The sequence below is a fragment of the Acinetobacter sp. ACZLY 512 genome (assembly GCF_023614015.1).
In the GTDB taxonomy this organism is placed as follows: domain Bacteria; phylum Pseudomonadota; class Gammaproteobacteria; order Pseudomonadales; family Moraxellaceae; genus Acinetobacter; species Acinetobacter soli.
The window spans coordinates 438,929-464,338 of record NZ_JAKIVI010000002.1 but is presented as its reverse complement, the minus strand read 5'-3'; the positions used below and the strand labels follow the sequence as shown (position 1 = coordinate 464,338).

General features: G+C 46.5%; 17 protein-coding genes, 1 rRNA gene and 1 pseudogene. 11 read left to right on the top strand and 8 right to left on the bottom strand.

Features of this window, described 5'->3' with window-relative positions:
• Window positions 1–168: 168 nt before the first annotated feature.
• Window positions 169–283 (top strand): 5S ribosomal RNA (gene rrf / locus L2096_RS04615).
• Window positions 284–369: 86 nt separating this feature from the next.
• Here rrf and L2096_RS04610 read toward each other — a convergent pair.
• Together L2096_RS04610 and L2096_RS04605 are read right to left on the bottom strand one after the other, a co-directional pair.
• Window positions 370–909, bottom strand: coding sequence for a type 1 glutamine amidotransferase domain-containing protein (locus tag L2096_RS04610; RefSeq protein ID WP_250364950.1), 540 nt, complete (start codon window positions 907–909; stop codon window positions 370–372).
• 156 nt (window positions 910–1,065) lie between these two features.
• Entirely contained in the window at window positions 1,066–2,163 is a 1,098-nt protein-coding gene (locus L2096_RS04605) for a zinc-binding metallopeptidase family protein (protein ID WP_004944564.1), read from the bottom strand.
• A 325-nt stretch (window positions 2,164–2,488) separates the two neighbouring features.
• Here L2096_RS04605 and L2096_RS04600 point away from each other — a divergent pair, with 325 nt between their 5' ends.
• From L2096_RS04600 to zupT, 4 genes are all read left to right on the top strand, one after another.
• Window positions 2,489–3,937 (top strand): aldehyde dehydrogenase family protein, encoded by a 1,449-nt coding sequence (locus L2096_RS04600; RefSeq protein WP_250364949.1) that lies wholly within the window; start codon window positions 2,489–2,491, stop codon window positions 3,935–3,937.
• Between the two features lie 396 nt (window positions 3,938–4,333).
• Window positions 4,334–5,812, top strand: coding sequence for a sodium-dependent transporter (locus L2096_RS04595; protein ID WP_250364948.1), 1,479 nt, complete (start codon window positions 4,334–4,336; stop codon window positions 5,810–5,812).
• 12 nt (window positions 5,813–5,824) lie between these two features.
• On the top strand, window positions 5,825–5,968 hold the full coding sequence (locus L2096_RS04590) for a methionine/alanine import family NSS transporter small subunit (protein WP_004933550.1): 144 nt from the start codon (window positions 5,825–5,827) through the stop codon (window positions 5,966–5,968).
• Window positions 5,969–6,050: 82 nt separating this feature from the next.
• Window positions 6,051–6,857: a zinc transporter ZupT gene (zupT, locus tag L2096_RS04585; protein WP_004944576.1), complete on the top strand. Its 807-nt coding sequence runs from the start codon at window positions 6,051–6,053 to the stop codon at window positions 6,855–6,857.
• Between the two features lie 31 nt (window positions 6,858–6,888).
• Here zupT and rsmB read toward each other — a convergent pair whose 3' ends face one another.
• On the bottom strand, window positions 6,889–8,193 hold the full coding sequence (rsmB, locus tag L2096_RS04580; protein WP_250364947.1) for a 16S rRNA (cytosine(967)-C(5))-methyltransferase RsmB: 1,305 nt from the start codon (window positions 8,191–8,193) through the stop codon (window positions 6,889–6,891).
• Entirely contained in the window at window positions 8,190–9,149 is a 960-nt protein-coding gene (gene fmt, locus L2096_RS04575) for a methionyl-tRNA formyltransferase (protein WP_111812402.1), read from the bottom strand. The genes rsmB and fmt overlap by 4 nt, the downstream gene beginning before the upstream one ends.
• 312 nt (window positions 9,150–9,461) lie before the next feature.
• On the opposite strand from fmt, the gene ilvD reads away from it, so the two are divergent.
• The 4 genes from ilvD (at window position 9,462) to L2096_RS04555 (ending at window position 14,915) form a co-directional block, all read left to right on the top strand.
• Window positions 9,462–11,147: a dihydroxy-acid dehydratase gene (ilvD, locus tag L2096_RS04570; RefSeq protein WP_111812401.1), complete on the top strand. Its 1,686-nt coding sequence runs from the start codon at window positions 9,462–9,464 to the stop codon at window positions 11,145–11,147.
• Between the two features lie 72 nt (window positions 11,148–11,219).
• Window positions 11,220–12,548, top strand: a complete 1,329-nt coding sequence (locus L2096_RS04565; protein WP_004944586.1) for a hypothetical protein — start codon at window positions 11,220–11,222, stop codon at window positions 12,546–12,548.
• 179 nt (window positions 12,549–12,727) lie between these two features.
• Entirely contained in the window at window positions 12,728–14,047 is a 1,320-nt protein-coding gene (locus L2096_RS04560) for an NAD(P)/FAD-dependent oxidoreductase (protein ID WP_250364946.1), read from the top strand.
• A gap of 127 nt (window positions 14,048–14,174) precedes the next feature.
• A complete protein-coding gene (locus tag L2096_RS04555; RefSeq protein WP_250364945.1) occupies window positions 14,175–14,915 on the top strand; it encodes a sulfite exporter TauE/SafE family protein in 741 nt (246 codons plus the stop codon).
• Here L2096_RS04555 and L2096_RS04550 read toward each other — a convergent pair.
• The 4 genes and pseudogenes from L2096_RS04550 to L2096_RS04535 form a co-directional block, all read right to left on the bottom strand.
• Window positions 14,907–15,820 (bottom strand): annotated as a pseudogene (locus L2096_RS04550) (LysR family transcriptional regulator). The gene L2096_RS04555 and the pseudogene L2096_RS04550 overlap by 9 nt on opposite strands.
• 112 nt (window positions 15,821–15,932) lie before the next feature.
• Window positions 15,933–17,228, bottom strand: coding sequence for a solute carrier family 23 protein (locus L2096_RS04545; protein WP_004933573.1), 1,296 nt, complete (start codon window positions 17,226–17,228; stop codon window positions 15,933–15,935).
• A 271-nt stretch (window positions 17,229–17,499) separates the two neighbouring features.
• Window positions 17,500–20,184: a phosphoenolpyruvate carboxylase gene (gene ppc / locus L2096_RS04540; protein ID WP_250364944.1), complete on the bottom strand. Its 2,685-nt coding sequence runs from the start codon at window positions 20,182–20,184 to the stop codon at window positions 17,500–17,502.
• Between the two features lie 186 nt (window positions 20,185–20,370).
• Entirely contained in the window at window positions 20,371–20,985 is a 615-nt protein-coding gene (locus L2096_RS04535; RefSeq protein ID WP_004933577.1) for a TetR/AcrR family transcriptional regulator, read from the bottom strand.
• A 148-nt stretch (window positions 20,986–21,133) separates the two neighbouring features.
• Here L2096_RS04535 and L2096_RS04530 point away from each other — a divergent pair, with 148 nt between their 5' ends.
• Together L2096_RS04530 and L2096_RS04525 are read left to right on the top strand one after the other, a co-directional pair.
• A complete protein-coding gene (locus tag L2096_RS04530; protein ID WP_250364943.1) occupies window positions 21,134–22,240 on the top strand; it encodes an efflux RND transporter periplasmic adaptor subunit in 1,107 nt (368 codons plus the stop codon).
• The gene (locus L2096_RS04525) at window positions 22,237–25,365 is read left to right on the top strand and encodes an efflux RND transporter permease subunit (RefSeq protein WP_250364942.1); all 3,129 of its coding nucleotides are present in this window, start codon (window positions 22,237–22,239) and stop codon (window positions 25,363–25,365) included. Before L2096_RS04530 ends, L2096_RS04525 begins: the two co-directional genes overlap by 4 nt.
• The last annotated feature ends 45 nt before the right edge of the window (window positions 25,366–25,410 follow it).

Below are 25,410 nucleotides of genomic sequence, written 5' to 3'. Positions count from 1 at the left end.
GTTGTAGCAAGATAAATTCGATACGAATACTTGATTTAGTGAAAGCTAGAACATAAAATACCGACTCAATATTCCAATCCGTTAAACTCATTTGGTACAAAGTACGGCACATACTGTGAGATACAATCCACAGTCTGAATAAGACCCGAAAACGTCCATAAACAGTTTGCTGGCGACAATAGCAAGAGTGAACCACCTGATCCCTTCCCGAACTCAGAAGTGAAACCTCTTCGCGCTGATGGTAGTGTGGCGTTAGCCATGTGAGAGTAAGTCATCGCCAGCTTTTAAATACGAAAGCCCCCTTAACATACGTTAAGGGGGCTTTTTTATGCTTAAAAATAAGTGGAAAACCAATTAACTTTCTACCACTTAACTTAATTCTTTTAAAATTGCCGCGTTAAATTCAGGAATATCATCTGGATTACGTGATGTAATCAGTACCCATCCGCCTGTATTGCAGCGATGAACGGCTTCATCTACCCAGTTTGCTCCTGCATTTTCAAGATCTAGTCGGATACTTTTATACGACGTCAGGTTTTTATCTTTAATGCGTTCTGCATTGATAAATACCCACGGCGCATGGCAAATCGCGGCGATGGGCTTTCCTTGGTCGGTAAAGTGTTGAATAATATTGAGCGCGTCTGAATTTAAACGCAATAAATCGGCATTGACGGTACCACCTGCAATGACGAGTAAGTCGTAGGCTGAGGGATCAACATCAACTAAAGCCAAATCTGGCGAATATTTTTCACCTAATTCTTGATCTCCAACAACAGTTTGAACCGCTTTGTGATGCTCAGCAGCATGCTGTGTAGCAAAACCTTTTGATTTTAAAAATTCGAGTGGTTTGATCAGCTCGTCATGTTCGATACCTGCATTTGAGGTAATAAAAAGCACATGTTTGGTCATTGTTAGTCTCGTTGTTGTCATGAGTGCTTCAAGACTAACCAATACCTTTACCCAACCGTGTTGCAGTTTTATACGTGAACTGTGTCGTTAGATCAAATTTGTAAGGATTCAATACCTTTTCGATTGAATCGCAGTCATGGAGGATGATGTTTATCTTTATATTAACTCTGAAGGATTACGAGTTTCGGGTTTGAGCGCAACTTTCATCAGCGTTCGATGAATAAATCGTAACTTATCGAGTACCCCGTTAGATAGAGTAAACGGATAAGCATCGCCCAATCCCATACTTCGGTTTAGTGCATTGAGTGAGTAACTTAAGGCAAACCAGTTGTTGATGGTGTGCTCAAAGTCGACAGATCCAATCGGTGATTCTTTGAAGTGCATATCCGGATCGTTTTTACGATTGGCTTCGATACACAGACCTGAATGATAAGCCGTGTCTAGGGTATCCATCATATGTAAATAATGCGCCCATGTTTCAGCCCAGTCTTCCCATGGATGTGCACAGGCATAGCGACTGATATAAAACTCTTGCCAGTTCATGATTGGCCCGTTTTCATAATATTCTTGTAGTGCCTGACCATAGTCTAGTCGTTCATCGCCAAAGAAATAGCGAAACTCTTCAAGCCAATCTGGATATAAATAAGTCATGACATCAAAGTAATAATGCCCACTTTCATGACGGAAATGTCCCAAAACGGTTCGATAGTTTTCGCCCATATCGAGTCGAGTTTTTTCACGATGAACCACATCGGCCTCACTGGCATTGAGGGTGATGGTGCCCATATGATGACCAGTCATCACGGGTTGGTTTGGCAAAGGTACTAAAAAATTAAATCTTAGACCATAACGATCCTGATCGTTTTTTTTGGGACGTGGAAAGATATTGAGTTGTTGAGTCAGATATAAAAAACGGCGTTTGGCTTGTTCAAGTCGATGCCAATACATCGTGCTGTTGTTAATGGATAAGTCGGGAATCGTATGCGTAAGCCGACACGATTCACAGTAAATATTCGGGTCATCTGCTGAAACCATCCAGTTACAGGCATGATGATGGTGGTAGTTGTAGCAGGGTTTATATAACTCTCCTGCATCGTCTGGATTCAGGCTTTTCCACTTTAGTTCTTCAATTCGATCAAAAGTTCCAATCGTCTTGCGGTTCACTTGATAGCCCAGCAACGCATTGCAGTTTTGACAAAAGGTATTGTTAAAAAATACCTGATGATGGCAATTGTGACAGTAGAAAACTTTCATAGGAATGATCTTTTATGACGGTGGAGAGCTGCTGGGCCTGATAAAGACAACAGTAGAAGACTTGATCAAGCTGATCAACCAATGCACATTACAGTTTCAATTATACGTGAAATTGTTGCCGATGAAATCATCTGAGCAAAGAATATGCTGGGCCATTTAATACTCGATTGAATAACATAATGATCGTAAAAGCCAGATGAGTGGCTTTGCCAAAGGTCTTTTTTTGTTACCGAAACACAGTGTATTTCCATACTCAAAGCGATAATGATAAGCACATAAGCCAGAAAGAATCTATAAATTCGATAGATGACAATAAGGAACCAGAATGACAACAAGCTCCAAAAAACCAATCGAATATCCACTTTATGTGGCTGGAAAAGCCAGTAAAACTGGGCAATGGCTGGATGTTCATCATAAATATACCGGTGAGGTATATGCGCGTGTTGCAGTCGCTGATGCCAAGACTCTAGAAAAAGCGACTGTTGCAGCGGTACAAGCCGAAGCTGATATGGCAGCGCTTAAGCCGTATCAAAAGCAGCAGATTTTACTGGATTGTGTGCGACGTTTTACGCAAGAAAAAGCGCTGCTGACTGATATTTTAATAGCAGAGGGAGGCAAACCACGCGCTGCAGCCGCTGCTGAGGTTGAGCGGTTAATCAATACCTTTCAACTGGCGGCCGATGCGACCACGCAAATGGATGCTGGCCGGGTGATGCCACTGGCTGTGACGCCTGTTGCGGCAGCTTATGAAGGCATGGTGAAGCATGTGCCTATTGGAGCTTTGTCGCTGATTAGTCCGTTTAACTTTCCACTGAACCTGACCGCACACAAGATTGCACCCGCCATTGTGGCAGGTTGTCCTTTTGTACTCAAACCAGCCAGTTTGACGCCTATTAGTGCCCTCAAGATTGCTGAAATCTTGGCTGAAACTGATCTGCCTCAAGGAGCGTGGTCGATACTGCCTTGTGAGCGCAGTGCGGCAGATATTTTGGTGACTGATGACCGTTTTAAAATGCTAAGTTTTACTGGTTCAGATCAGGTGGGATGGGATATGAAAGCCCGAGCTGGCCGTAAAAAGGTTACGCTTGAGCTTGGTGGCAATGCTGCGGTCATGATTGAGCCTGATACAGCGCTAACAGACGCTTTGATTGATCGTTTAATTGCGGGAGCATACGGTCAGTCAGGGCAGGTGTGTATTAGCGTACAGCGTATTTTGGTTCATAGTGATCTTTATGCCGAGCTGAAAAAGAAACTGCTGGCCAAAGTTAAAAAACTCAAAGCGAGTGATCCGGCACAGGAGTCGACAGTAGTTGGGCCAATGATCAAGGAAAAAGAAGCGGTTCGATTAAAAAAATGGATAGACAAAGCAGAGAAAAAAGGCGCCAAAATTTTGGCAGGTGGCGAACTTAATGGTGTTTTATTTGAGGCGACGTTGTTAGAACAGGTGGATGAAAACCTCGAGATTTATAAAGATGAAGCCTTCGGGCCTGTTGCCATTTTAGAAAAATACAAAAATTTTGAGCAGGGAATTGCCAAAATAAATCGCAGTCGTTTTGGCTTACAAGCAGGTGTATACACTCAAAATCTAAACAAAATGCTGTATGCATGGGAGCATTTACAGGTGGGTGGGGTGATCATTAATGATATTCCCACTTTCAGGGTAGATAACATGCCTTATGGAGGCGTCAAAGATTCTGGTTTAGGGCGTGAAGGAATTCATTCCGCTGTTCGGGATATGCAAGAAGAGCGCCTATTAGTCATCAAAAACGGCTAAGCTTGAGTATCCAGCACTGTACAAAAACTGTTCCACGTGGAACAGTTTTTTCTTTGAGATGGTGATATCTGTTAAGCCAGCCTGATCAACAGATCGACTAAAAATATATTTTTGCTTTAAAAATAGGCAAATCTGATCGAAATGATTATCCAGTTCATGAATCAATGCATCAAAAAAGAGAAAATCTTGATAAAAACAGGTATTGTTCAAGCATAAGAAAGACAAAAACCACATGAACCATCTTTAAGGAAGAAGGAACAGTTTTTTGTCTGTTTGGGGCATGTCGTGACGCTTACCCAGTGAGGCTGCCATCAATACGTTCAAGATTTTACAGGTGGTATTTTTCTTGCAGTAATCAATAAAAATTTAAGCAAGAAAAACCAGGGAATTTATATTATGACTGATACTCGTGAAAACTGGTCCTCGCGATCAGGTTTTATTATTGCTGCGGTGGGGTCTGCCGTGGGTTTGGGCAACATCTGGCGTTTTCCTTATGTGGCCTACGAAAATGGCGGTGGTGCATTTTTAATTCCATATTTACTGGCACTGATTACCGCAGGTTTACCGCTGTTATTTCTCGATTATGCGGTGGGGCATCGCAGTAACAGTTCACCACCCAAAGCTTATCGTAAATTATTTAAAGGCGGCGAAACGCTGGGATGGTGGCAGGTCTGTGTCTGTATCGTGATTGGGCTGTACTACGCCAGTGTACTCACGTGGGCAGGTAGTTATATTTACTTCTCCGTCGGTCAAATGTGGGGCAGTAATCCAGAAGTTTTTTTCTTCAATACCTATTTGCAAACCAGCAAAGCATCGGGGCTTGATCTGACTTTTGTGAGTCATTTGTTCTGGCCAATTCTGGGTATCTGGGCACTGACCTTGATTATTTTGTATGGTGGCGTGAAAAAGGGCGTAGAACTCTCCAATAAGATCTTTATGCCATTGCTGTTTGTTTTGTTTACCATTTTGGTGATTCAGTCCTTACGATTGCCGGGTGCTGTCGAAGGCTTGAATGCATTTTTTACCCCGAACTGGGCTGCCATGATGGACTATAAGGTCTGGCTCGCAGCTTATGGTCATACCTTTTTCTCACTTTCGGTGGGCTTTGGTATTATGGTGACGTATGCATCGTATTTAAAACCCAAAACCAACCTCACTGGATCGGGCCTGATTGTAGGTTTTGCCAATGCATCAACTGAAATTTTGGCTGGAATCGGGATTTTTGCGGCACTGGGCTTTATGGCGCATGCGGCAGGCAGTGAAGTCAAAGATGTGGTCAGTGGCGGTATTGGACTAGCCTTTATTGCGTTTCCTAAAATTATTTCGAGCTTGGGTGCTGGCGCCGATCTTTTTGGTTTGCTGTTCTTCTCGTCTTTGTTTGTCGCCGGTATTTCCTCGATGGTCAGTATTTTGGAAGTTCCCATTGCAGCAATGCAAGACAAGCTAAAATGGGGACGTAAAAAAGCCGTGACCATTATTGGTGGTGGCAGTGCGGTCGTGTCGATCTTTCTATTTTCAAGCGTTAATGCCATCAAGCTGGTCGATATTATCGATCATTTCATTAACAATATTGGCATTATCGGCGGTGCATTATTGTCGATTATTAGTGTTGCATGGTTTAAGCGTACTGCTCTCAAAGCGCTTCGTGATCACGTTAATCGCATCTCGACCATTCAATTAGGTAAAGGCTGGGATTTCACCTTAACTGTAATTACGTCGCTGATTTTGTTAACCACGCTCAGCATGACCGTATATAATTTAATCAAAAATGGCTATGATACTTATAGCGCAAGTTTGCTGGGCATCTTTGGTTGGGGCAGTGTGTTGTTCTGTGCTGTGATTGCTGTGGTACTTAGTAAAATGAAAGATCGCTAGGAGAGAACCAGTATGAATAAGTTTGCAATCATTATGATGATTATCTCCATGGTCTTTGTTTGGGGCGGGCTGATTTTGTCGATTCTTCATTTGATGAAGCATCCAGAAGAGCTCGATGATGTGCTTGAGGATGTCAAAGATCAGCACACACTCTAAATAAAAGCGCCATAAAACAAATTGTAAATGAAAGTCATTATCAATTAAGATGATGGCTTTCTTGTTTTAGGATCAATAGCATATGACGGCACTATTGAGCTCCGAGGTTTTGATTGCATTTAGTGTGACCTTACTTGCAGGGCTCGCCACCCTCATCGGGGGAGCAATTGTGCTGTTCTTCAAGCAGCCCAGCTTTCGTCTGCTTTCTTTTGGTCTGGCCTTTTCTGCTGGTGCGATGATTTATATCTCACTCACAGAAATCCTGAATAAATCAATCCATGCGTTTAGCCAAGTCTTTGATGACAAGATCGGCTTTGCTTGGGGAACGGCTGCATTTTTGGCGGGTGTGGTTGGGGTATTGCTACTGGATCGATGGGTTCCTAACCCACATGATTTGGTCGAAAAAAATACAGCACAGCAGCTTGATCGGCGTCAATTGCAGCGGACCGGATTATTGACCATGCTGGCCATCACGGCACATAATTTTCCAGAGGGACTGGCCACTTTTTTTGCAACCTTAGACAGTCCAATGCTTGGTGCACCTCTGGCAGTCGCCATCGCAATTCATAATATTCCTGAAGGGATTGCGATTGCCGTACCGGTATACATGGCCACCAACAAAAAGTCTTATGCGATCTTGGCCAGTCTACTCTCTGGTCTTGCCGAGCCAGTTGGTGCCGCACTCGGCTATTTCCTGTTAGCGCCCTACATGGGTGATCTGGTGTTTGGTATCGTTTTTGGACTGATTGCAGGCGTGATGGTGTATCTTGCACTGGATGAGCTTTTACCCACTGCCCAGCGCTATGGTCGAGGTCACGAAACAGTATATGGACTGGTTACAGGCATGGCAGTGCTGGCAGTGAGTCTGGTGTTGTTTAAATGGATCTGAGACACACCACACCGCCAGCTAAAAAATCGCGTTATGCGATTTTTTTGATGCGGCAGTAATAAAATCCGTCACCTTGTCCAGAGGTCGGTAGCAGTTGGCGTCCGTAAGCTTGCTCAATCCCCCAGTCGGCCTCGATTTTAAGCTCCGATGCGTTGCCATGTTCTGCAAAGAACGCCTGCATTTGTTGCTCATTTTCAGGTTTGAGGATGGAGCAGGTGATATAGAGTAACGTTCCGCCGACCTTCAATTGAGGCCATAGATTTTTCAAAATTTGCTGCTGCAACGACACGGTTTGTGCAATATCGGTCGATTGTCTGAGTAAGCGAATGTCGGGGTGGCGACGTAATACACCAATCGCCGAACAAGGGGCGTCCAGTACAATACAATCTAATGCGTCAGGCGCCTGCCATGTAGTGGCATCTGCAGCAAGAATCTCAAGTCTTGAGGCATCTAACTGTAAGCGTGAAATATTTTCACTGACACGCAGTAAACGTTTGGCATCGTGATCCAGCGCAATCAGCTGCTCAGGTTTAAATGCCTCAAGCAGATGCGCCGTTTTACCGCCTGGTGCCGCGCAAGCATCCAGCACGATTTTCTGGTCTAGATCGTGCAACAAACTGGCGCATAGCTGTGCATGTTCATCTTGTACTGAAAACCAACCTTGTTGATAGCCCGGCAGCTCGGTGATTTGAACTGACTGCTCGATCACAATACCTACATCCGACCATGCACAGGCTCTGGCTTGTATCGACTGTGCTTGCAGTTTGAGCAGGTAAGCATCGCGTCCGATCTGGCGCTGGTTAATGCGTAAGGTCAGCGGTGCGGTGTGTTTAAGCTGTTGGCAGAGATCATCGAGTTGTGCTGGCCAGTCTCTTTTTAATCGTTTGTACAACCAGCTTGGTAGGCCATGCGCCTGTTGTAGCTGGTTTTGAAATGCATCTGTTTCACGAGTAGCACGTCGTAAGATGGCATTCACAATCCCGCTTAAGGCATGAAAGCCCAGTTGCTTGGTGGCTGTGACGGTTTCAGAAATAGCAGCATGTGCCGGAATACGGGTACACAGCACTTGGTATAGCCCCAGATACAAACAGCTTTCGACCGTTTCGTTATTAAGGGGTTTGGTTAATAGGGGCAGGGTAATGGCTTTTAAGGCAAACCACTGACGCAACGTACCCAAGACCAGTTCGTGAAACAAGGCACGATCACGATCTGGAATATCATTGAGCTGCTGATGCAAAATCCCCGAGAGTGACTGACCTTGCTGCACTTTGAGTAGGGTGCTGACCACTTGGGCACGTAAATTGAGGTCTGTATTTGGACGCGGAAACTGTTTCATGCAAGTACCTGCCCAACATTAAGTTTTTGTGTCTGTGCAATCTGTACAGGATTTAATGCTTTGCCCCCTGGCCATTGTAATGCTTTAAGACAAACCACGCCTGTACCACAGCACACATGCACGCCCTGTTTGTCGATGGCAATAATTTGCCCTGCTTGGGTATCTGCTGCACTCAGGGTTGAAACAGCCGATTGCCACACCCGAAGATTATTTTGATCATCGAGTGGAATAAACGCGACAGGCCATGGGTTAAATGCCCTGATATTTCGATCGATCTGAATGGCATCTTGTGTCCAGTCAATTCGAGCTTCGGTTTTGGTCAGCTTGTGGGCATAAACGGTCTGCTCTTCGTTTTGTACTTCGCGCTCGGCCAGTAGTTTTTGTAATTGCTGCTCAGATTCAAGCACCGTGCAAATGGCCTCTGCGCCTTGTTCGGCCAGCTTTTCATATAAGTGGGCAGAGGTGTCGGTGTCTAGAATAGGGCAGTGTGTTTTTAGCAACATATCGCCAGTATCTAGTCCTGCCGCCATTTTCATGATGGTCACGCCGGTCTCAGGGTCACCTGCGGCAATGGCACGCTGAATCGGAGCTGCTCCACGCCAGCGTGGCAACAATGAGCCGTGAATATTGAGACAACCGTATTTTGGCGTATCTAACACCACTTGGGGTAAAATCAAACCATAGGCAGCAACCACCATTACATCGGCATTTAAAGCGGCCAGTTCGGCTTGGGCGCTTTTGCCCTCGTCAGTCGAAGACTTGAAGTGCAAGGGCTGATACACCGGCAAATGATGCGTTAAGGCCAGTTGTTTGACCGGTGAGGGCGTTAATTTTTGCCCGCGACCTGCTTTACGGTCAGGCTGGGTATAGACAGCAACAATTTCGTGCGATGTTTGCAGCAAAGCGTCTAATGCAGATGCAGCAAAGTCAGGGGTGCCAGCAAAAATAATCTTCACACAGACATTCCAAAATAAACATGTGCACCAGTATAAGCCAAAACCCCGCTAAGCGCGAAAAAGCGCATTGTTCTCGATACGATCCGCACTCAAAACTTATCAGCCATACAAAAATTTATAAAATAAAATCAAAGTCATAAAAATAGATTATGAATTACCAAAAAATTATTCATTTCACTTTGCCGTGTGTAACAAGATTTAATAGCGTTTTTTCGTTATTGTATTCAGTGACGGGCGAAAAAAACAGCACAACACCAATGAGGTGATACCCGCGTAGCGACAGGACCTTGCCTCAGCCACGGAGAAAAACGCATGAGTAATGACAAAATACGCCAGCATTCGGCACCGGTTTATGACGGGATCGAAAATGCACCTGCACGCTCGATGATGCGTGCAGTCGGATTTAAGGATGACGACTTTACCCGTCCCTTTATTGGCATCGCATCGACTTGGGCCAATGTCACGCCGTGCAACATGCATATCGATGGCTTGGCACGTGAAGTTGAGCAAGGGGTAAACCAAGCCAACGGCAAAGGTATTATTTTTAATACCATTACCATTTCCGACGGTATTTCAAACGGTACCGAAGGCATGAAGTATTCCTTGGTATCGCGTGAGATCATTGCCGACTCGATTGAGGCTGTGATTGGATGTCAGGGCTATGACGGGGTGATTGCCATTGGTGGCTGCGACAAAAACATGCCGGGCTGTATCATGGGGCTGGCGCGCTTAAACCGTCCTGGCCTGTTTATTTATGGTGGCACCATTCAACCAGGTCAGGGGCATACCGACATGATTTCGGTGTTTGAAGCGGTGGGACAGTACGCCAAAGGTGAAATCAATGCCATTCAGGTCAAGCACATCGAAGAAGTGGCGCTGCCTGGTCCTGGCTCGTGTGGCGGTATGTACACTGCCAACACGATGGCCTCTGCCATTGAAGCTTTGGGTATGAGTTTACCGGGTTCTTCAGCACAAGATGCCATTTCAGAAGATAAACGTCAGGACTGTCATCGTGCTGGCGAGGCGGTGATGAATCTGCTACGCCTCAATATTCGTCCGCGCGACATCATGACCAAAGCTGCCTTTGAAAACTCGATTAAGGTGGTGATTGCACTGGGCGGATCGACCAACGCAGTATTGCATTTGATTGCGATGGCACATAGCGCAGGTGTGCATCTGGATTTAGACGATTTTGTTCGTATTGGCAAAGAAACGCCGGTGGTGGCCGATTTACGTCCGTCAGGCAAATACCTGATGTCTGAGCTGATCAAAATTGGTGGCATCCAGCCGTTGATGAAACGCATGCTACAACAGGGTATGTTAGATGGCAGCTGCCTAACCGTAACGGGTAAAACACTGGCCGAAAACTTGGCCGAAGTAGAAGATTATCCAGCGGGTCAGGACATTATTTTGCCTTTTGATCAGCCTATCAAAAAAGATTCACACTTGGTGGTGCTCAAAGGTAACTTGTCACCAACCGGTGCTGTCGCCAAAATTACTGGTAAAGAAGGGTTGTATTTTGAAGGTCCGGCCCGCGTGTTTGAGGGTGAAGAAGGCGCGATGCGTGGTATTTTAGAAGGCGAGGTTCAAGAAGGCGAAGTGGTGGTAATTCGTGGCGAAGGCCCTAAAGGCGGCCCGGGTATGCGCGAAATGCTCAAACCTACCTCTGCCATCATTGGCAAAGGCCTAGGGCAGTCGGTGGCACTGTTAACCGATGGTCGTTTTTCTGGTGGAAGTCATGGCTTTGTCATTGGTCATGTCACGCCTGAAGCCTATGACGGCGGACCTATTGGTTTGGTTAAAAATGGTGATAAAATTTCCATCAATGCAGAAACACGTGAGATCACCTTACATATCTCTAACGATGAGATGGACTCACGTCGTGCACAATGGCAAAAGCCACGACCGAAATATACCAGCGGGGCTTTGGCGAAATTTGCAAAACTTGCAGTGGGTGCGGACAAAGGTGCAGTTACCGATCTAAATCTTGATCTATAATTGATCATATTGTCCCTAAATTGTTATAAACCCTTGTATGATTACAGGGGTTTATTGTTCGAGGCGCTATACATGTCACTGTTAAGACGTTGGTTTGATCCGATTCGGTCGAGTTGGTTTTATCAAAAACCTTCGCGTCAGGCGGTTTTACCAACCGATCAAGGATTGCAGATTTATCTGCGTCTAGACGATGTCTACAGTTATCTTGCCGTACAACAGCTGAATCATCTTGATGATATTTTAAGCGACGAACTTAAGCCGCTCAAAGTCATTATTTCGCGCGAAGCCGCCGCGCCGCCAAATAGTATGTCGCATGCCGACTGGCAAAATTATTGTTTGAACGACGCCAAAATTTTGGCTCGGCAGCATCGTTTTAGCTTTGATGAAACACCAGAACTTCCTACACCTGAATCTTTGCAACAAGCCGAAGTAATTTTGCGCAATACCCCGCTGACTGGTAAAGATTTTTTGTACTTGCTTGAAGATGTATTTCATATGCTGTGGCAGCAGCAATATGGCAAGCTACGAACCTTATATACCATGGCCAGTCAGCAGCATAGCCCGCAAAACTTTCCAGAACGAATTTTTAAAGATGTACCAGTGGCAGCAAGTTTCTTTGAATTTGGTGGCCGTAACTACCACGCAGTAGATGATTTACTCCGACTGGCCCGTCGTTTGCGTCAGCAAAAACTTTTGACCGGTGCACCGCTTTTTCTGATCAATCACATTGAATGGCGTGAGCATCTGATCAATGATGCTGAAGAATTGGCTCAGATTCAGGCACTCAAACCCGAGCTAGATCTGTTTATTGCGCTTGAAGATCCGATCAGCTGGTTATTACTGGCTTATATTCGTGAAGAATTGGCCAATTACTACGATATCAAGCTCAATGTGTATCCACTGCCGTATCAGGGGCGTGACTGGTTTGACTGGAGTCTGGCCACTCGTTTATCTAAACGGACTGAAGTGGCATTCACGCCGTTTTGCCGTCCGACAGAGGCTGCAACGCACAATATGGCCCAGCTGTATTATAGTGTGCCCGAAGAGCAGCAGATCGAGACCATTCACTGTATTTTAGAAGCAGTCTGGACCAAAGGACGCGACCTGTCTTTTAAGGCACACTTTGAAGCCTTGCGTCAGCAGTTGCGTATTGACAGCTTATTGCCAGAAGATGAAGTATTGCAGCGCTTAAACCACAATGATCAGGCCTGTATTGCACATCATCAACCCGATTTTCCGGTACTGGCCTTACGTATTGATGGACAGCAATATGTGTTTAACAGCTTGTATCGTGTCTGGCTGATTGAAAGTATTTTTAGTCATGTACTGGAGCAGCAGTATAAACACGACGCGGTTGTATCATTCGCCCAATCATCTGACGCATCAAAAAATGAATTGTGATGCGCTTTTTAAGCATGTCGCATTGAATGAGACCAGCACAAACAGATTGATTACCTAAAACTACACAGCCGCTGTAAAAGTTTATTTTTTATTCAAATTATTCATGTTTATAATAGCTTGCAATTTTCTTATGCATGGCTGCTGATGGGTCGTCATGCATAAGAAAATTGGAGGACGTTATGTCGACTCAAAACAAGTATGCCGAAAAACAACATCGAATCGTCATTGTTGGCGGCGGTGCAGGAGGATTGGAGCTGGCCACGCGTTTGGGTAACCAGCTGGGAAAAAGGAATAAAGCCGAGATTATTTTGGTTGATGCTGCCCTCACGCATATCTGGAAACCCTTGCTGCATGAAGTTGCGGCCGGCACACTCAATTCTTACGAAGACGAGTTAAATTATTTTGCCCATGCCAGCCAGCATCACTTTGAGTTTTTTCTGGGGCGCATGATTGATATTGACCGTAAAGACAAAACGATTTTATTGGCAGCGCTTCAAGATGAAGACGGTAAAGAAGTTGCGCCAGAACGCAGTATTGCCTACGACACCCTTGTGGTTGCCATTGGTTCGACCTCCAATGATTTTGGCACTGTGGGTGCCAAAGAGCACTGTATTTTTCTCGATTCCCGACCTCAAGCCGATCGTTTTCAGCGCGAATTTTTAAGTTTGTATTTAGAGGCGCAGGCTAAAAATCTGGTACAACATCATCACAAGCAGCTCAATATTGCAATTATTGGGGCGGGCGCAACTGGCGTAGAGCTGGCAGCAGAATTACACCATGCAGCCAATCAGTTTTCCAAATATGGCCTAAACAGTATCGACCCTAAAGATGTCAAAATCAGCCTGATCGAAGCGGCACCTCGCGTTTTGCCTGCATTACCCAAACGGGTATCACACGATGCCGAAGCCACACTGCGTGAGATTGGTGTGCAGGTGATCAAAAATTGTCGGGTGGTCGAGATTGATGCACATACGGTCTACTGCGAAGATGAAATCGAGATTCCTGCCACCTTAAAAGTCTGGTCTGCCGGCATCAAAGCGCCCGATTTTTTGCAAGGAATTGGTGGTCTGGAAACCAACCGAATTAATCAACTGGTGGTCAATGCCAGCTTGCAAAGCTCACTCGATGAAGACATTTTTGCCATGGGAGATTGTGCCTGTTACATTCCCGCAGGTGCAGAGCGCCCAGTTCCGCCGCGTGCACAGGTGGCCAATCAGCAAGCCATCTTTTTAGCCAAAGCCATGGCGCTGCGTTTAGAAGGTAAACCACTGGGTAGCTTTGGGTTTAAAGACAAAGGCTCCTTGGTGTCGTTGAGCGATCAGAGTACCGTGGGCAATATCTTGGGTAATATTAATGTCGATGGTCTGTTTGCCCGCATGATGTATATCTCGTTGTACCGCTTTCATCAGGTGGCTTTGCATGGGGTATTCAAGACCAGTTTAATGATCATCAAAGACTTGCTCTCAAAAGGTTCTTCACCACAGCTTAAATTGCACTAACTCCATCTGCTGCTCACCTCTGTTTTAGAGCCTCAATCTTTGCTTGAGGCTCACTTCCAAAATCAAGCATCGTGATGCCACCCGTATTGAATTAGCATGATTCATATATTAGGGAGGAAATGAAACGATGGACATGCTGTTACTGGTGATTGCGGTTTTTATCTTTGCGGGGCTGGTCAAGGGCACGTTGGGGCTTGGCTTGCCGACCGTCGCCATGGGCCTAATGAGCATGGTGATTTCGCCGTTTCAGGCCGCGGCACTCTTAATCGTTCCCTCCATGATCACCAACATATGGCAACTCTTTGCCGAAGGCAGAGTCTGGGCACTGATTCAGCGTTTTTGGTCGTTATTGTTGGGTATTGTACTCGGGACGTGTTGGAGCTTTTTACCTACTTTAAGCGCATCTTCTGGAAAAACCAGTGAAATGCTGCTGGGCGGTATGTTAATTGCCTATGGTGGATTTGGACTCTTTGTCAAACAACTTCCCGATCTTTCGCGCCATTCGGGTTGGCTGTCACCGATTGTGGGATATATCGGCGGTGCGCTGATTGTCTCTACCGGGGTGATTATTATTCCGGCTGTACCATACTTGCAATCGCTTCGGTTAAAGCGTGATGAACTGGTGCAGTCGCTTGGATTGGTATTTACCTTTTCTACCGTTTGTCTGGCGATTTATTTATACCTTTACACAGGTGCCTCCAGTGTCGTGGATTATCGACTGGCATGGCTTGCGGTATTGCCTGCATTGCTGGGTATGTGGTGGGGACAAAAAATCCGCTACAAAATTGCCGAAGAAAAATTCCGTCGACTGTTTTTTGTGGGGCTGATGCTGCTGGGGCTGTATATGCTGGGTTCGCCTTTAACATAATTGCAGCTTGGGAGCTGCGGGCCGATGCGTCAATAAAAAATCGGTAAAGTCACGATACATCGTCGAGAGCTGGCTAAAGTCGCGTGCCACAATGAGTAATTTCCGATTGGCCCATGCACCGCTCAGTGGCAACAGGGCCAAGGCGTGGCTCTCTTTTAAACGGCTTGCTGCACGCGCTGGCATAATCGCCACACCCGCACCTGCGGCCACCACTTCGGCAATGGCAGTAAAATTTGGTAGGCGTAAACGGTAATCGATGTGAATACCAAGCGCACGTGCCTGAATATCGATTGAGCGCTGTAAGGAGTGATGCGTACTTAATCCGATCATACTCTCGCTAAACACCGCCGGTAAATTGAGCGGATGCTGGCGAGTAAACTGATGCGTAGCTGGGCATATCAACACCAAAGGATCATGGACAAAATCTTGAGTTTGTAAATATTCAGTCTGGGAGAAGCTTGAGACCAGCCCCAATTGTGCGCGTCCCTGTTCGAGTGCCTGAATAATCTCAGAGCTTTCTGCCTCGTGCAATTCAATACTGATCGTAGGGTGCTTGAGCAAAAACATTGGCAGTAATGTCGGCAGATATTCACTTTGTGCCGATGAGTTACTCATAAGTGAAGTCGCTGCTGGGGTTCAGCGCGAAAGCGGTTCATGTCTTGTTCTAACAATTGCGCCTGCTGCAACAGCACACGGGCATGATCTAAAACGCGTTGCCCCGCAGGAGTCAGTTCGACACCAGTCCGATGCCGCGTAAACAGGGCACTACCGAAATAGTGTTCTAATTTACGAATACGTTCGCTGGCAGCTTGCAAGGAGAGCGCTGCCCGCTCAGCACCGTGAGTCAGGCTGCCTGTATCGACGACATGTAAAAACAAGCGAAGGTCAACAAAATCGTAGCGCATGGCAACGTTCAATCCTTGAGTGAGCCAGCTTATCATACTGAAAATGATGCATGCTCGCAGCGTAAAGGCATAAAAAAAGCAGCCCTAAGGCTGCTGATCGTATCTAGATGCTTTAACTTTTGTCTTTCAGGCTAAAAAATAAATTCAGCAAGATGGCGGCAAATGTCGCCGTACCAATACCGCCCAGATTAAAACTGCCAAAGGTCAGTTCAAAATTACCGGCACCTAAAATAATGGTCACCGCGGCCACAATCAAATTTTTGTTGTTGCCAAAATTGACCTTGTTTTCAATCCAGATTTTGGCACCGGCAATGGTAATTAAGCCAAATACCACAATCGATGCACCGGTCAGAACGGCGGTCGGAATTGTACTGATCACGGCACCAAATTTGGGTGACAGCCCTAAAAACATGGCAAATACACCCGCAATCACAAAGACGATGGTCGAGTACACGCGTGTAACCGCCATGACACCGATATTTTCGCCATAGGTGGTCATGCCGGGTGCGCCCACACTGCCAGAAAGACTGGTCGCAATTCCGTCTGCCACAAAAGCCTTGCCTAAATGTGGCGTCAGGTTTTCACCGGTCATGGCACCGACAGCTTTAATATGTCCCAGATTTTCGGCCACCAAAATCAGTGCCACTGGCGCAATAATCAGCATGGCATTGGTTTGAAAGGTGGGAGCACTAAAACTCGGTAGACCAAACCATGCCGCCGTAGCGATTTGACCAAAATCAATGGCCTTACCCAAGCCCAGTCCGTTGGTCACGATGGCATAGATCAGATAAGACATCAGTAGTCCAATCAAGAGCAGTAAACGCTGTAATAGCCCCCGAGTAAACACAGCAATGGTTCCCATACACAGTACGGTAATCAGTGCCATCCACATATCAAAGGGATGCCCGGCAACTGCCTTGACGGTAACGGGTGCTAAATTCAGGCCGATAATCATCACCACGGCACCAGTCACCACAGGTGGCATGAGTTTTTCAATCCAGCGCGTACCAGTCAGCATGACCAAAAAGCCAATTGCAGCATAGACCACACCACAGGCGACAATACCACCCAGTGCAACCGATAAATTGGCATTGGCACCTGAACCTGTCACATGACCCGTAGCCGCCGCCACGACTCCAATAAAGGCAAAGCTTGAACCGAGATAGCTCGGCACCCGGCCGCCGGTCATCAGAAAAAATAAAATGGTACAAATACCAGACATTAAAATGGCCAGATTTGGATCGAATCCCATCAAAAGGGGAGCTAGCACCGTCGCACCAAACATGGCGAATGCATGCTGGATGCCCAGTACCGCGCTTTGGACAGGAGGGAGATATTCGTTGGTTGCGACTGGTCGATGATCGATCTGACCGCTGTACGCCTTCCATTTTGGAAACCAGCTGGACATAAAATAGGCTCAAATAATCCAATTGGAGCACATCATACCCTGTCTGGCGATGAGTTATAATTACTCGTTGATGACCTTATGTGTTCAAAATCATAGATTTATTTTTATTATTTACCAAACGGTAAAGATAATTTAGTATGAAATCAAGGTATTGATTTACTTAAACTATACATTATAAAAAGTTGAACCATTGTTAAAAAAACGTTTTTTTCATATGAATGAATCGGCGGCAAGCCTGTACTCACCGCCGATAATGAATAGATTTCAGCGATTAGCCTGTATTACGCAGACCCGCTGCAATTCCGGCAATACTCACCATCAGTGCGTGATCGACAGGTGTATGATCGGCGTTGGTTTTTGCCGTATATTCACGACGCCGTTTCATCAGTTCTGCCTGAAGTAAATGCAATGGCAACAGGTAGGGTTTACGTACCTGCATAGCTTGATCCAGTACATCATTTTTACTGAGCAGCTTCGATTCACCTTTCATGGTCAATAAGGTCTGAACGGCATCGTTCAAACGTGCGCGTAGCATTTCGCCCAGTACCTTAAGCTCATCATCATGAGTAAGATGCGATTCGTAATACAACGCGACATTGGCATCGGCTTTGGAGAGAACCATCTCCAGCATATCGATCAGGGTTTGGAAGTACGGCCATTCTGCCAGCATTTCGTCGAGCAGCGGCTTTTTGTTTTCATCGATCACTTGATTAATGGCTGCACCGGTGCCGAGCCAAGCTGGCAACATGAGTCGAATTTGCGTCCATGCAAATACCCAAGGAATGGCACGTAATGACTCGATTCCGCCACTCACTTTACGTTTGGCCGGTCGTGAACCCAGTGGCAACATTTGCAGTTCAAGCTCAGGCGTCACGGTTCTCAGGTACTGTACAAAATGAGGATTTTCACGCACGGTTTCGCGATATACGCGAACTGAAATATCCGTCATCTGATGCATCAGCTCACGCCACTCTGCCTTCGGTACGGGTGGTGGCAGTAAGGTCGCTTCAAGGGTTGCTGCGGTATACACTTCAAGGTTTTGTAACGCAACGCCTTCTAAACCAAATTTAAAGCGGATCATCTCACCCTGTTCAGTCACACGAATGGCTCCAGAAATAGAGCCAGGCGGTTGTGAAAACAGGGCCTGCTGTGTTGGCGCCCCGCCACGGCTAATCGAGCCGCCACGACCATGAAATAAGGTGAGCTGTACATTGTGCGCCTTGGCCACCGCCGTCAGTTCTTCCTGCGCACGATACTGTGCCCAGTTGGCCGACATAAAGCCTGCGTCCTTGGCAGAGTCGGAGTAACCGATCATGACTTCATGTTTGCCCTGAATATGCTGCTTGTACCAGTCCATATTAAACAGCGTTTCCATGGTTTTGGCTGCGCCGTCTAGATCTTTTAAGGTTTCAAACAGTGGTACCACACGAAGCGGATGCAAAATACCGGCTTCTTTTTGCAGAAGCAAAACGGCTAGGACATCGCTTGGATATTCGGCCATGGAAATAATATATGCACCCAAACTTTCTGGCGGCTGCTCGGCCAGTGTACGCATGGTGGCAAACACTTCTTTGACATCTGCATGTTCAATCAGGCTGTCTTCTGGTTCTTTAAGATATTTAGGCAGAAGTGGGCGTTTGCTTTGCAATTCCTGAATCAGAAAGTTTTGACGGGCTTGCTCAGTCCAAGATTCGAAATTACCCAAGCCTAAATATTCGGTAATGGCGGAAATCGCCTGACGATGACGCCCCGATTCCTGACGAATATCCAGTTTAAGCAGTTCGATACCAAAGCAGTTTACGCGGTAAATAAAATCGAGCAGCTTGCCATTGGCCAGTTCCGGTAAGTTACAGGCGATCAGTGAACGATGACACAATAGCAACGGTTCAAGTAATTCCTGTTTGTGGCGGATAATCTGACTGTCATCGCTATCTAGACCTTGCAAACGTAGCGACAACCAGTGACGTGTAGCTTTCAGGCGTTCACGCGTGGTACGTAAGTATTCACGGTATGGCTCGGGATGACTACGACCCAGCGCAAGGCTTAATTCTTCAGAACAGGCCTGAATCGAGAGTTCCCAGCGTAAACTTTCGATATCACGTAGATACAGATCGGCCGCTTGCCAACGGGACAGCCACAATACTTCTTGCGTGACCGTGTGTGTGACATTCGGATTGCCGTCACGGTCGCCGCCCATCCATGAGGCAAAACGAATTGGAGAAATATCAAGTGGTAAGGTCGCGTTGCAGTGCTGATGCACCAGTGTATTTAGTTCTCGAACAAATTTAGGTACTGCGTTCCACAAGGTTTGTTCAATGGTGGTAAAACCCCATTTGGCTTCATCGAGCGGCGTTGGCTTGTTTTGACGAATTTCATCGGTCTGCCATGCCGAACAGATCAAATGCTTCAGGTTGGTGAGCACTTGCTCACGCTCTTGCGGGGTCAGCTTTTGCTGATCGAGTTTTGACAGGACATCATTGATATCGTCATATTTTTGAATCAGGGTGCGTCGGCTGACTTCGGTCGGATGCGCAGTCAGTACCAGTTCAATATTCAGCTCGCATACCTGATCAAACAGTTGTTGCGGGGTGATGTGATTGTGCTGAAATTTCTCAAACAGGCGAATTAGTGGATTCGGTGAAGGGGCATGTGCATCAAACTCGCTTTGACGACGGCTACGAACCACATGGTATTGTTCTGCAATATTGGCAAAATTCAAAAAATAGGAAAACGCGCGGGTCAGCGGTAAGATTTCCTCGTCCTTTAAATTTAAAAATAACTTTTCTAATTGCTTTTCAACTTTCGCTTGACCGTCACGTGCACCTTTGGCGAGTGCACGAATTTGTTCAATCTGATTAAACAAATCTTGTCCTGCGTGTTGTTTGAGTGTTTCGCCCAGTAAATTTCCCAGTAAGCGTACATCCTCACGCAGTGGAGCATCAATTTGTTGAATCATTCTAGTTCTCCTGTTCTTCTACTATATTCACTTTCAACCACCTGAATATACGCCGATTAGCAAACATTCCAAGTCGTTACATGAAAAAAATGCATTTTTTACCGTGTATTAAGCAAAAAAGGTGCGTTGCTACGCAAATGTTTCGTGATGTAGAAAAACAAAATCAATTGACCAGATCGCCAGCATTTAAGGGCTGTATTTGAGCATGAAAATCTCGATAGCATATTGAATGCTGAGCTCAAGCTCATCAGGCGTAGGAGGCATTTCTATGCCAAGCAAGACATTTTGGTGACGTAAACCCAGTAATAACGACAAGATCAATTCGGTCTGGCGCAGTGGGTCATCGGCTTGAATCAACCCGAGTTTGCTGGCTTGCTCAAAAAAGTGAGTCAGCATGTTGCAGAGTTTTTGATGTGATGCTGCAAAAAACTGTTTTACCAATGGGCTTTTTTCTGCCGCAAGTTCATACAGCACATGATCAAGCTTGAGTGCTTCGGGTAAATAAATGGTGTGGAGCGCACACCGGCTAATACTCGCCAGTTGTTGCTTGAAATCGGATTGGGGCTGTAACTGAAATGTGTCGGCAGAAATGTAGGTTTCACAGCTTTCTTCAATGGCGCAGACAAACAGATTGGCTTTATCTTGAAAATGATTATAGACCGTCAATTTGGTCACACCTGCCATCTGTGCAATCTGATTCATACCGGCATGATGATAACCCTGTTTTAAAAAGATATTTTTTGCTGCTTCCAGAATACGTTGTCGTTTCTCAAGATCTTTTGGTCTTCCAGAATTTTGCACACTAAACCTCAATAAATTTTTTGAAAAACAAAGCAATAACGTTTATTTTTTAATTAATGTACTTATGGGTATATTAATTAAAAAATAAACAATTTAAGATAATCGCATATTGTGCCTTAAAAATAAATTTGAAAAGAGTACTGGGATCATGAACAGAGCACACCTTGGCCTTTCGGGCTTGATCATTTTATGCAGTATCACGTTGTTGGGGTGTCAGAAAGAAAAAACAGTCAATCAAGACATTCCCTTGGTGATGGTGACTAAACCGAGCAGCAGCGCACAAGCACAACACAGTTATGCGGGGCAAGTTGAAGCCCGCCAGCAAACGGCGTTGTCGTTTCGGGTTGCGGGTCAGATTACCGAACGTGATGTGGATGTGGGGGATCGTGTTCGTGCTGGCCAAGTACTGGCCAAACTCGATGTCAAGGATGCGCAGTTACAGCTCAATGCAGCACAGGCACAATTAGATAATGCCAGTGCGGCGGCACAGGTTGCCAGCGACGAACTAAAGCGCTACCAACAGTTACTGCCGATTAATGCGGTAAGTCGTTCCCAGTTTGATGCAATTAAAAATCAATATACCGCGGCACAAGCAAGTTTAAAGCAGGCCCGTTCGAATCTGGATGTTGCAGCCAATCAAACCCGTTATAACCAGTTACGGGCGACTCAGGCAGGCGTTATTACTGCGCGAGAAATCGAGGTTGGGCAGGTGGTAAGCGCAGGGCAGACGGTTTATCAGCTTGCGATCGATGGCGATCGTGAAGTGGTGATTGGCGTACCCGAGCAACTGATCAGTACGCTAAAAATTGGTCAGTCTGCCAGTGTGCGCTTGTGGTCAAGCTCGGAAAATGTTTATCCGGCATATGTTCGGGAAATTTCGCCCGCAGCTGACGCAACACGAACTTTTCGTGTCAAGGTGGCATTTTCACAGGCACAACCGAGTATTCAACTGGGGCAAAGTGCGCGGGTGTTTTTGAGTGAGCCGACTCAGACCTCATTGAGTGTTCCGCTCAGTAGTGTCTCGGCGACGCATCAGCAGCCCTATGTTTGGGTCGTACAAGCCAATCATACGCTCAAGAAAGTTCCGGTTCGCTTAGGGGACTACGGCCGTGAACAGGTCAGCATACGGTCAGGGCTTCAGCCATCCGATTGGGTGGTGGTGGGCGGTGTGCATTTATTGCGTGAGCAGCAAAAAATTCGTCCGATCGACCGAAATAACCGCGCTGTCAACCTTCAAGCGAGGGCTGCATCATGAATTTTAACCTGTCTGAATGGTCACTGAAAAATAAAGCCTTGGTGCTGTATTTTATGCTGCTTTTAATGGTGGTGGGGGTGTATTCGTATACCCAACTTTCACAAAGCGAAGATCCACCTTTTACTTTCAAAGTGATGGTGGTGCAGACCTACTGGCCTGGGGCTACGGCCAAAGAGGTGGCAGAGCAAGTCACCGACCGGATTGAAAAAGAACTCATGACCACAGGTCAATATGACCGGATTTCATCATATTCGCGTCCGGGTGAGTCGATGGTCACTTTCTTTGCCAAAGACACGTACACCTCTGCCGATATCCCGGATATTTGGTATAACGTGCGCAAAAAAGTGAGCGATATTCAGCATGAGCTTCCCGTTGGTGTGCAGGGGCCTTTTTTTAACGATGAATTTGGCGATACCTTTGGCAATATTTATGTTTTGACCGGAAAAGATTTTGATTATGCGCTTCTTAAAGCCTATGCCGACCGTTTGCAGCTTGAACTACAGCGCGTACCCGATGTTGCCAAAGTAGAACTGATTGGCCTGCAAGACCAAAAAATCTGGATTGAACTGTCCAATACCAAAATGGCGCAGCTCGGTGTACCCGTCAGTGCCATTCAGCAGGCCTTACAGCAGCAAAACAATATGGTCAGTGCCGGGTTTTTTGAAACCCCCTCCGACCGGATGCAGGTGCGTCTGACCGGAAAGCTGAGTTCGGTTGAAGATCTAAAGCAATTGCCGATTTTAGTCGGTGATAAAACCATTCGACTCAGTGATGTCGCCGAGGTGTATCGTGGCTTTAGTGAACCGGCACAGCCGCGGATGCGCTTTATGGGAGACAATGGCATTGGTATTGCGGTATCGATGCGTAAAGGCGGCGACATCATTGCTTTGGGGAAGCAACTGCAACAGACTTTTTCTCATTTGCAAAAAACTTTACCTTTGGGCATGACCTTAAGCAAGGTCTCAGATCAGCCGGTGGCGGTTCAGCACAGTATTCGAGAGTTTATTCAGGTACTGGCAGAAGCGGTCATTATTGTGCTGTTGGTCAGTTTCTTCTCTTTAGGATTCCGAACCGGACTGGTGGTAGCGTTTTCAATTCCACTGGTCTTGGCCATGACCTTTGCAGGCATGCATCTGTTTGATGTGGGCCTGCACAAAATTTCACTAGGCGCGCTCATCTTGGCGCTGGGCCTACTGGTCGATGATGCCATCATTGCGGTGGAGATGATGGCGATTAAAATGGAACAGGGCTACAGCCGGCTCAAGGCCGCGGGCTTCGCATGGAAAACCACCGCATTTCCCATGCTTACAGGTACCCTGATTACTGCCGCGGGCTTTTTACCCATTGCTACAGCCAGTTCAAGTACTGGCGAATATACCCGATCCATTTTTCAGGTGGTGACCATTGCCTTGGTGGTGTCATGGATTGCAGCGGTGGTCTTTGTGCCGTACTTAGGTGAAAAGCTGCTGCCCGATTTTAGCCATACACCACAGCGCGCGCCGTGGTATCAGCGTTTTTGGGCGAAACTGCGCAAACAGCCTGAACCTCAGCCTGTGCCTTATGATCATGGGCATGATCCCTATCAAACGCGTTTTTATCAGGCTTTTCGTCATGCCGTCGATACCTGCGTGAGCTACCGGAAAACCGTGATCGTGGTGACGGTTGGACTGTTTGTCGGGGCTGTTTTGCTATTTAAATTAGTGCCACAGCAGTTTTTTCCGCCCTCTAATCGCGCCGAAATTTTGGTCGATATCAAATTAGAAGAAGGCGCGTCTTTAACCGCCACCGAGCAGGCGGCAAAAAAAGTCGAGCAGTTTTTGGCGAAACAATCGGGCATCGATAATTATGTGGCCTATGTCGGTACAGGGTCACCACGCTTTTATCTACCACTCGATCAACAGCTTCCACAGGCCAGTTTTGCCCAGTTTGTGGTGCTGGCTTCGTCACTTGAAAACCGCAATCAGATTCGCCATTCACTTGAGCGAGAGATTAAATTGTTACTGCCATACGCCAGAACGCGAGTGTCGTTACTTGAAAATGGCCCACCCGTGGGCTATCCCATCCAGTATCGTGTTTCGGGAGAAGATCAGGATCTGGTACGTGACTGGGCACAAAAAGTAGCACAGACGGTAAGTCAAAATCCGAATGCCAGTAACGTACATCTGGATTGGGGTGAACCGAGTAAACGCATTCAACTTGAAATTGATCAGGAACGCGCGCGTCAATTGGGAATTAGCAATACTGATTTGGCCAACTTCTTAAATAGCTCGCTGACAGGCAGCGTGATTGATCAATATCGCGAAAAAACCGAACTGATCGAAATCCGTTTACGCGGTGATCAGAACGAACGTGCCGATGTGGCCTCACTGGGCAGTCTGGCGGTGCCGACCAGTAGCGGTCAGAGTGTACCGCTTGGGCAAATTGCCAAAATCAATGCCACATTTGAAGATGGGATTATCTGGCACCGAGATCGATTGCCCACCATTACGGTTCGTGCCGATGTTCACACCGATTTACAGCCTGCTACGGTGGTGTTTGAGTTGCAAAGCTCGATTGATCAGTTGCGCAGTCAGTTGCCGAGCGGTTATTTAATCGATGTCGGCGGTGCGGTCGAGGAGTCTTCTAAAGGCCAGGCATCGGTCAATGCTGGCATGCCGCTATTTTTAGGCGTAGTGCTGACGTTGCTGATGCTACAGCTTCGAAGTATCTCGCGAACCCTGATGGTGTTTTTGACTGCACCGTTGGGCTTGATTGGTGTGAGCTTGTTTTTATTGCTGTTCAATAAACCTTTTGGTTTTGTAGCCATGCTGGGCACCATTGCGCTCTCAGGCATGATTATGCGTAATTCACTGATCTTGATTGATCAGATCGAGCAGGATATTGCAGCCGGGCATGATCCATGGACGGCTATTATCGATGCGACCGTGCGCCGATTCCGACCGATTTTACTGACGGCGCTGGCTGCGGTCTTGGCCATGATTCCGTTATCGCGCAGTATTTTCTTTGGTCCTATGGCGGTTGCCATTATGGGGGGATTGATCGTGGCGACCTTTTTGACTTTGTTTTTCTTGCCAGCACTGTATGCAGCATGGTTTAAGGTTAAAAAAACGCCAACTTTGTCATAATTTTTTGCGAATAAAAGGTGCGAAATAGTGAAAAGTCAAATATAG

What these genes read in the sequence shown, in the direction of transcription:
- L2096_RS04610 (WP_250364950.1), bottom strand. Translation starts at nt 909, where the DNA reads ATGACCAAACATGTGCTTTTTATTACCTCAAATGCAGGTATCGAACAT.
- L2096_RS04605 (WP_004944564.1), bottom strand. Translation starts at nt 2,163, where the DNA reads ATGAAAGTTTTCTACTGTCACAATTGCCATCATCAGGTATTTTTTAAC.
- L2096_RS04600 (WP_250364949.1), top strand. Translation starts at nt 2,489, where the DNA reads ATGACAACAAGCTCCAAAAAACCAATCGAATATCCACTTTATGTGGCT.
- L2096_RS04595 (WP_250364948.1), top strand. Translation starts at nt 4,334, where the DNA reads ATGACTGATACTCGTGAAAACTGGTCCTCGCGATCAGGTTTTATTATT.
- L2096_RS04590 (WP_004933550.1), top strand. Translation starts at nt 5,825, where the DNA reads ATGAATAAGTTTGCAATCATTATGATGATTATCTCCATGGTCTTTGTT.
- zupT (WP_004944576.1), top strand. Translation starts at nt 6,051, where the DNA reads ATGACGGCACTATTGAGCTCCGAGGTTTTGATTGCATTTAGTGTGACC.
- rsmB (WP_250364947.1), bottom strand. Translation starts at nt 8,193, where the DNA reads ATGAAACAGTTTCCGCGTCCAAATACAGACCTCAATTTACGTGCCCAA.
- ilvD (WP_111812401.1), top strand. Translation starts at nt 9,462, where the DNA reads ATGAGTAATGACAAAATACGCCAGCATTCGGCACCGGTTTATGACGGG.
- L2096_RS04565 (WP_004944586.1), top strand. Translation starts at nt 11,220, where the DNA reads ATGTCACTGTTAAGACGTTGGTTTGATCCGATTCGGTCGAGTTGGTTT.
- L2096_RS04560 (WP_250364946.1), top strand. Translation starts at nt 12,728, where the DNA reads ATGTCGACTCAAAACAAGTATGCCGAAAAACAACATCGAATCGTCATT.
- L2096_RS04555 (WP_250364945.1), top strand. Translation starts at nt 14,175, where the DNA reads ATGGACATGCTGTTACTGGTGATTGCGGTTTTTATCTTTGCGGGGCTG.
- L2096_RS04545 (WP_004933573.1), bottom strand. Translation starts at nt 17,228, where the DNA reads ATGTCCAGCTGGTTTCCAAAATGGAAGGCGTACAGCGGTCAGATCGAT.
- ppc (WP_250364944.1), bottom strand. Translation starts at nt 20,184, where the DNA reads ATGATTCAACAAATTGATGCTCCACTGCGTGAGGATGTACGCTTACTG.
- L2096_RS04530 (WP_250364943.1), top strand. Translation starts at nt 21,134, where the DNA reads ATGAACAGAGCACACCTTGGCCTTTCGGGCTTGATCATTTTATGCAGT.
- L2096_RS04525 (WP_250364942.1), top strand. Translation starts at nt 22,237, where the DNA reads ATGAATTTTAACCTGTCTGAATGGTCACTGAAAAATAAAGCCTTGGTG.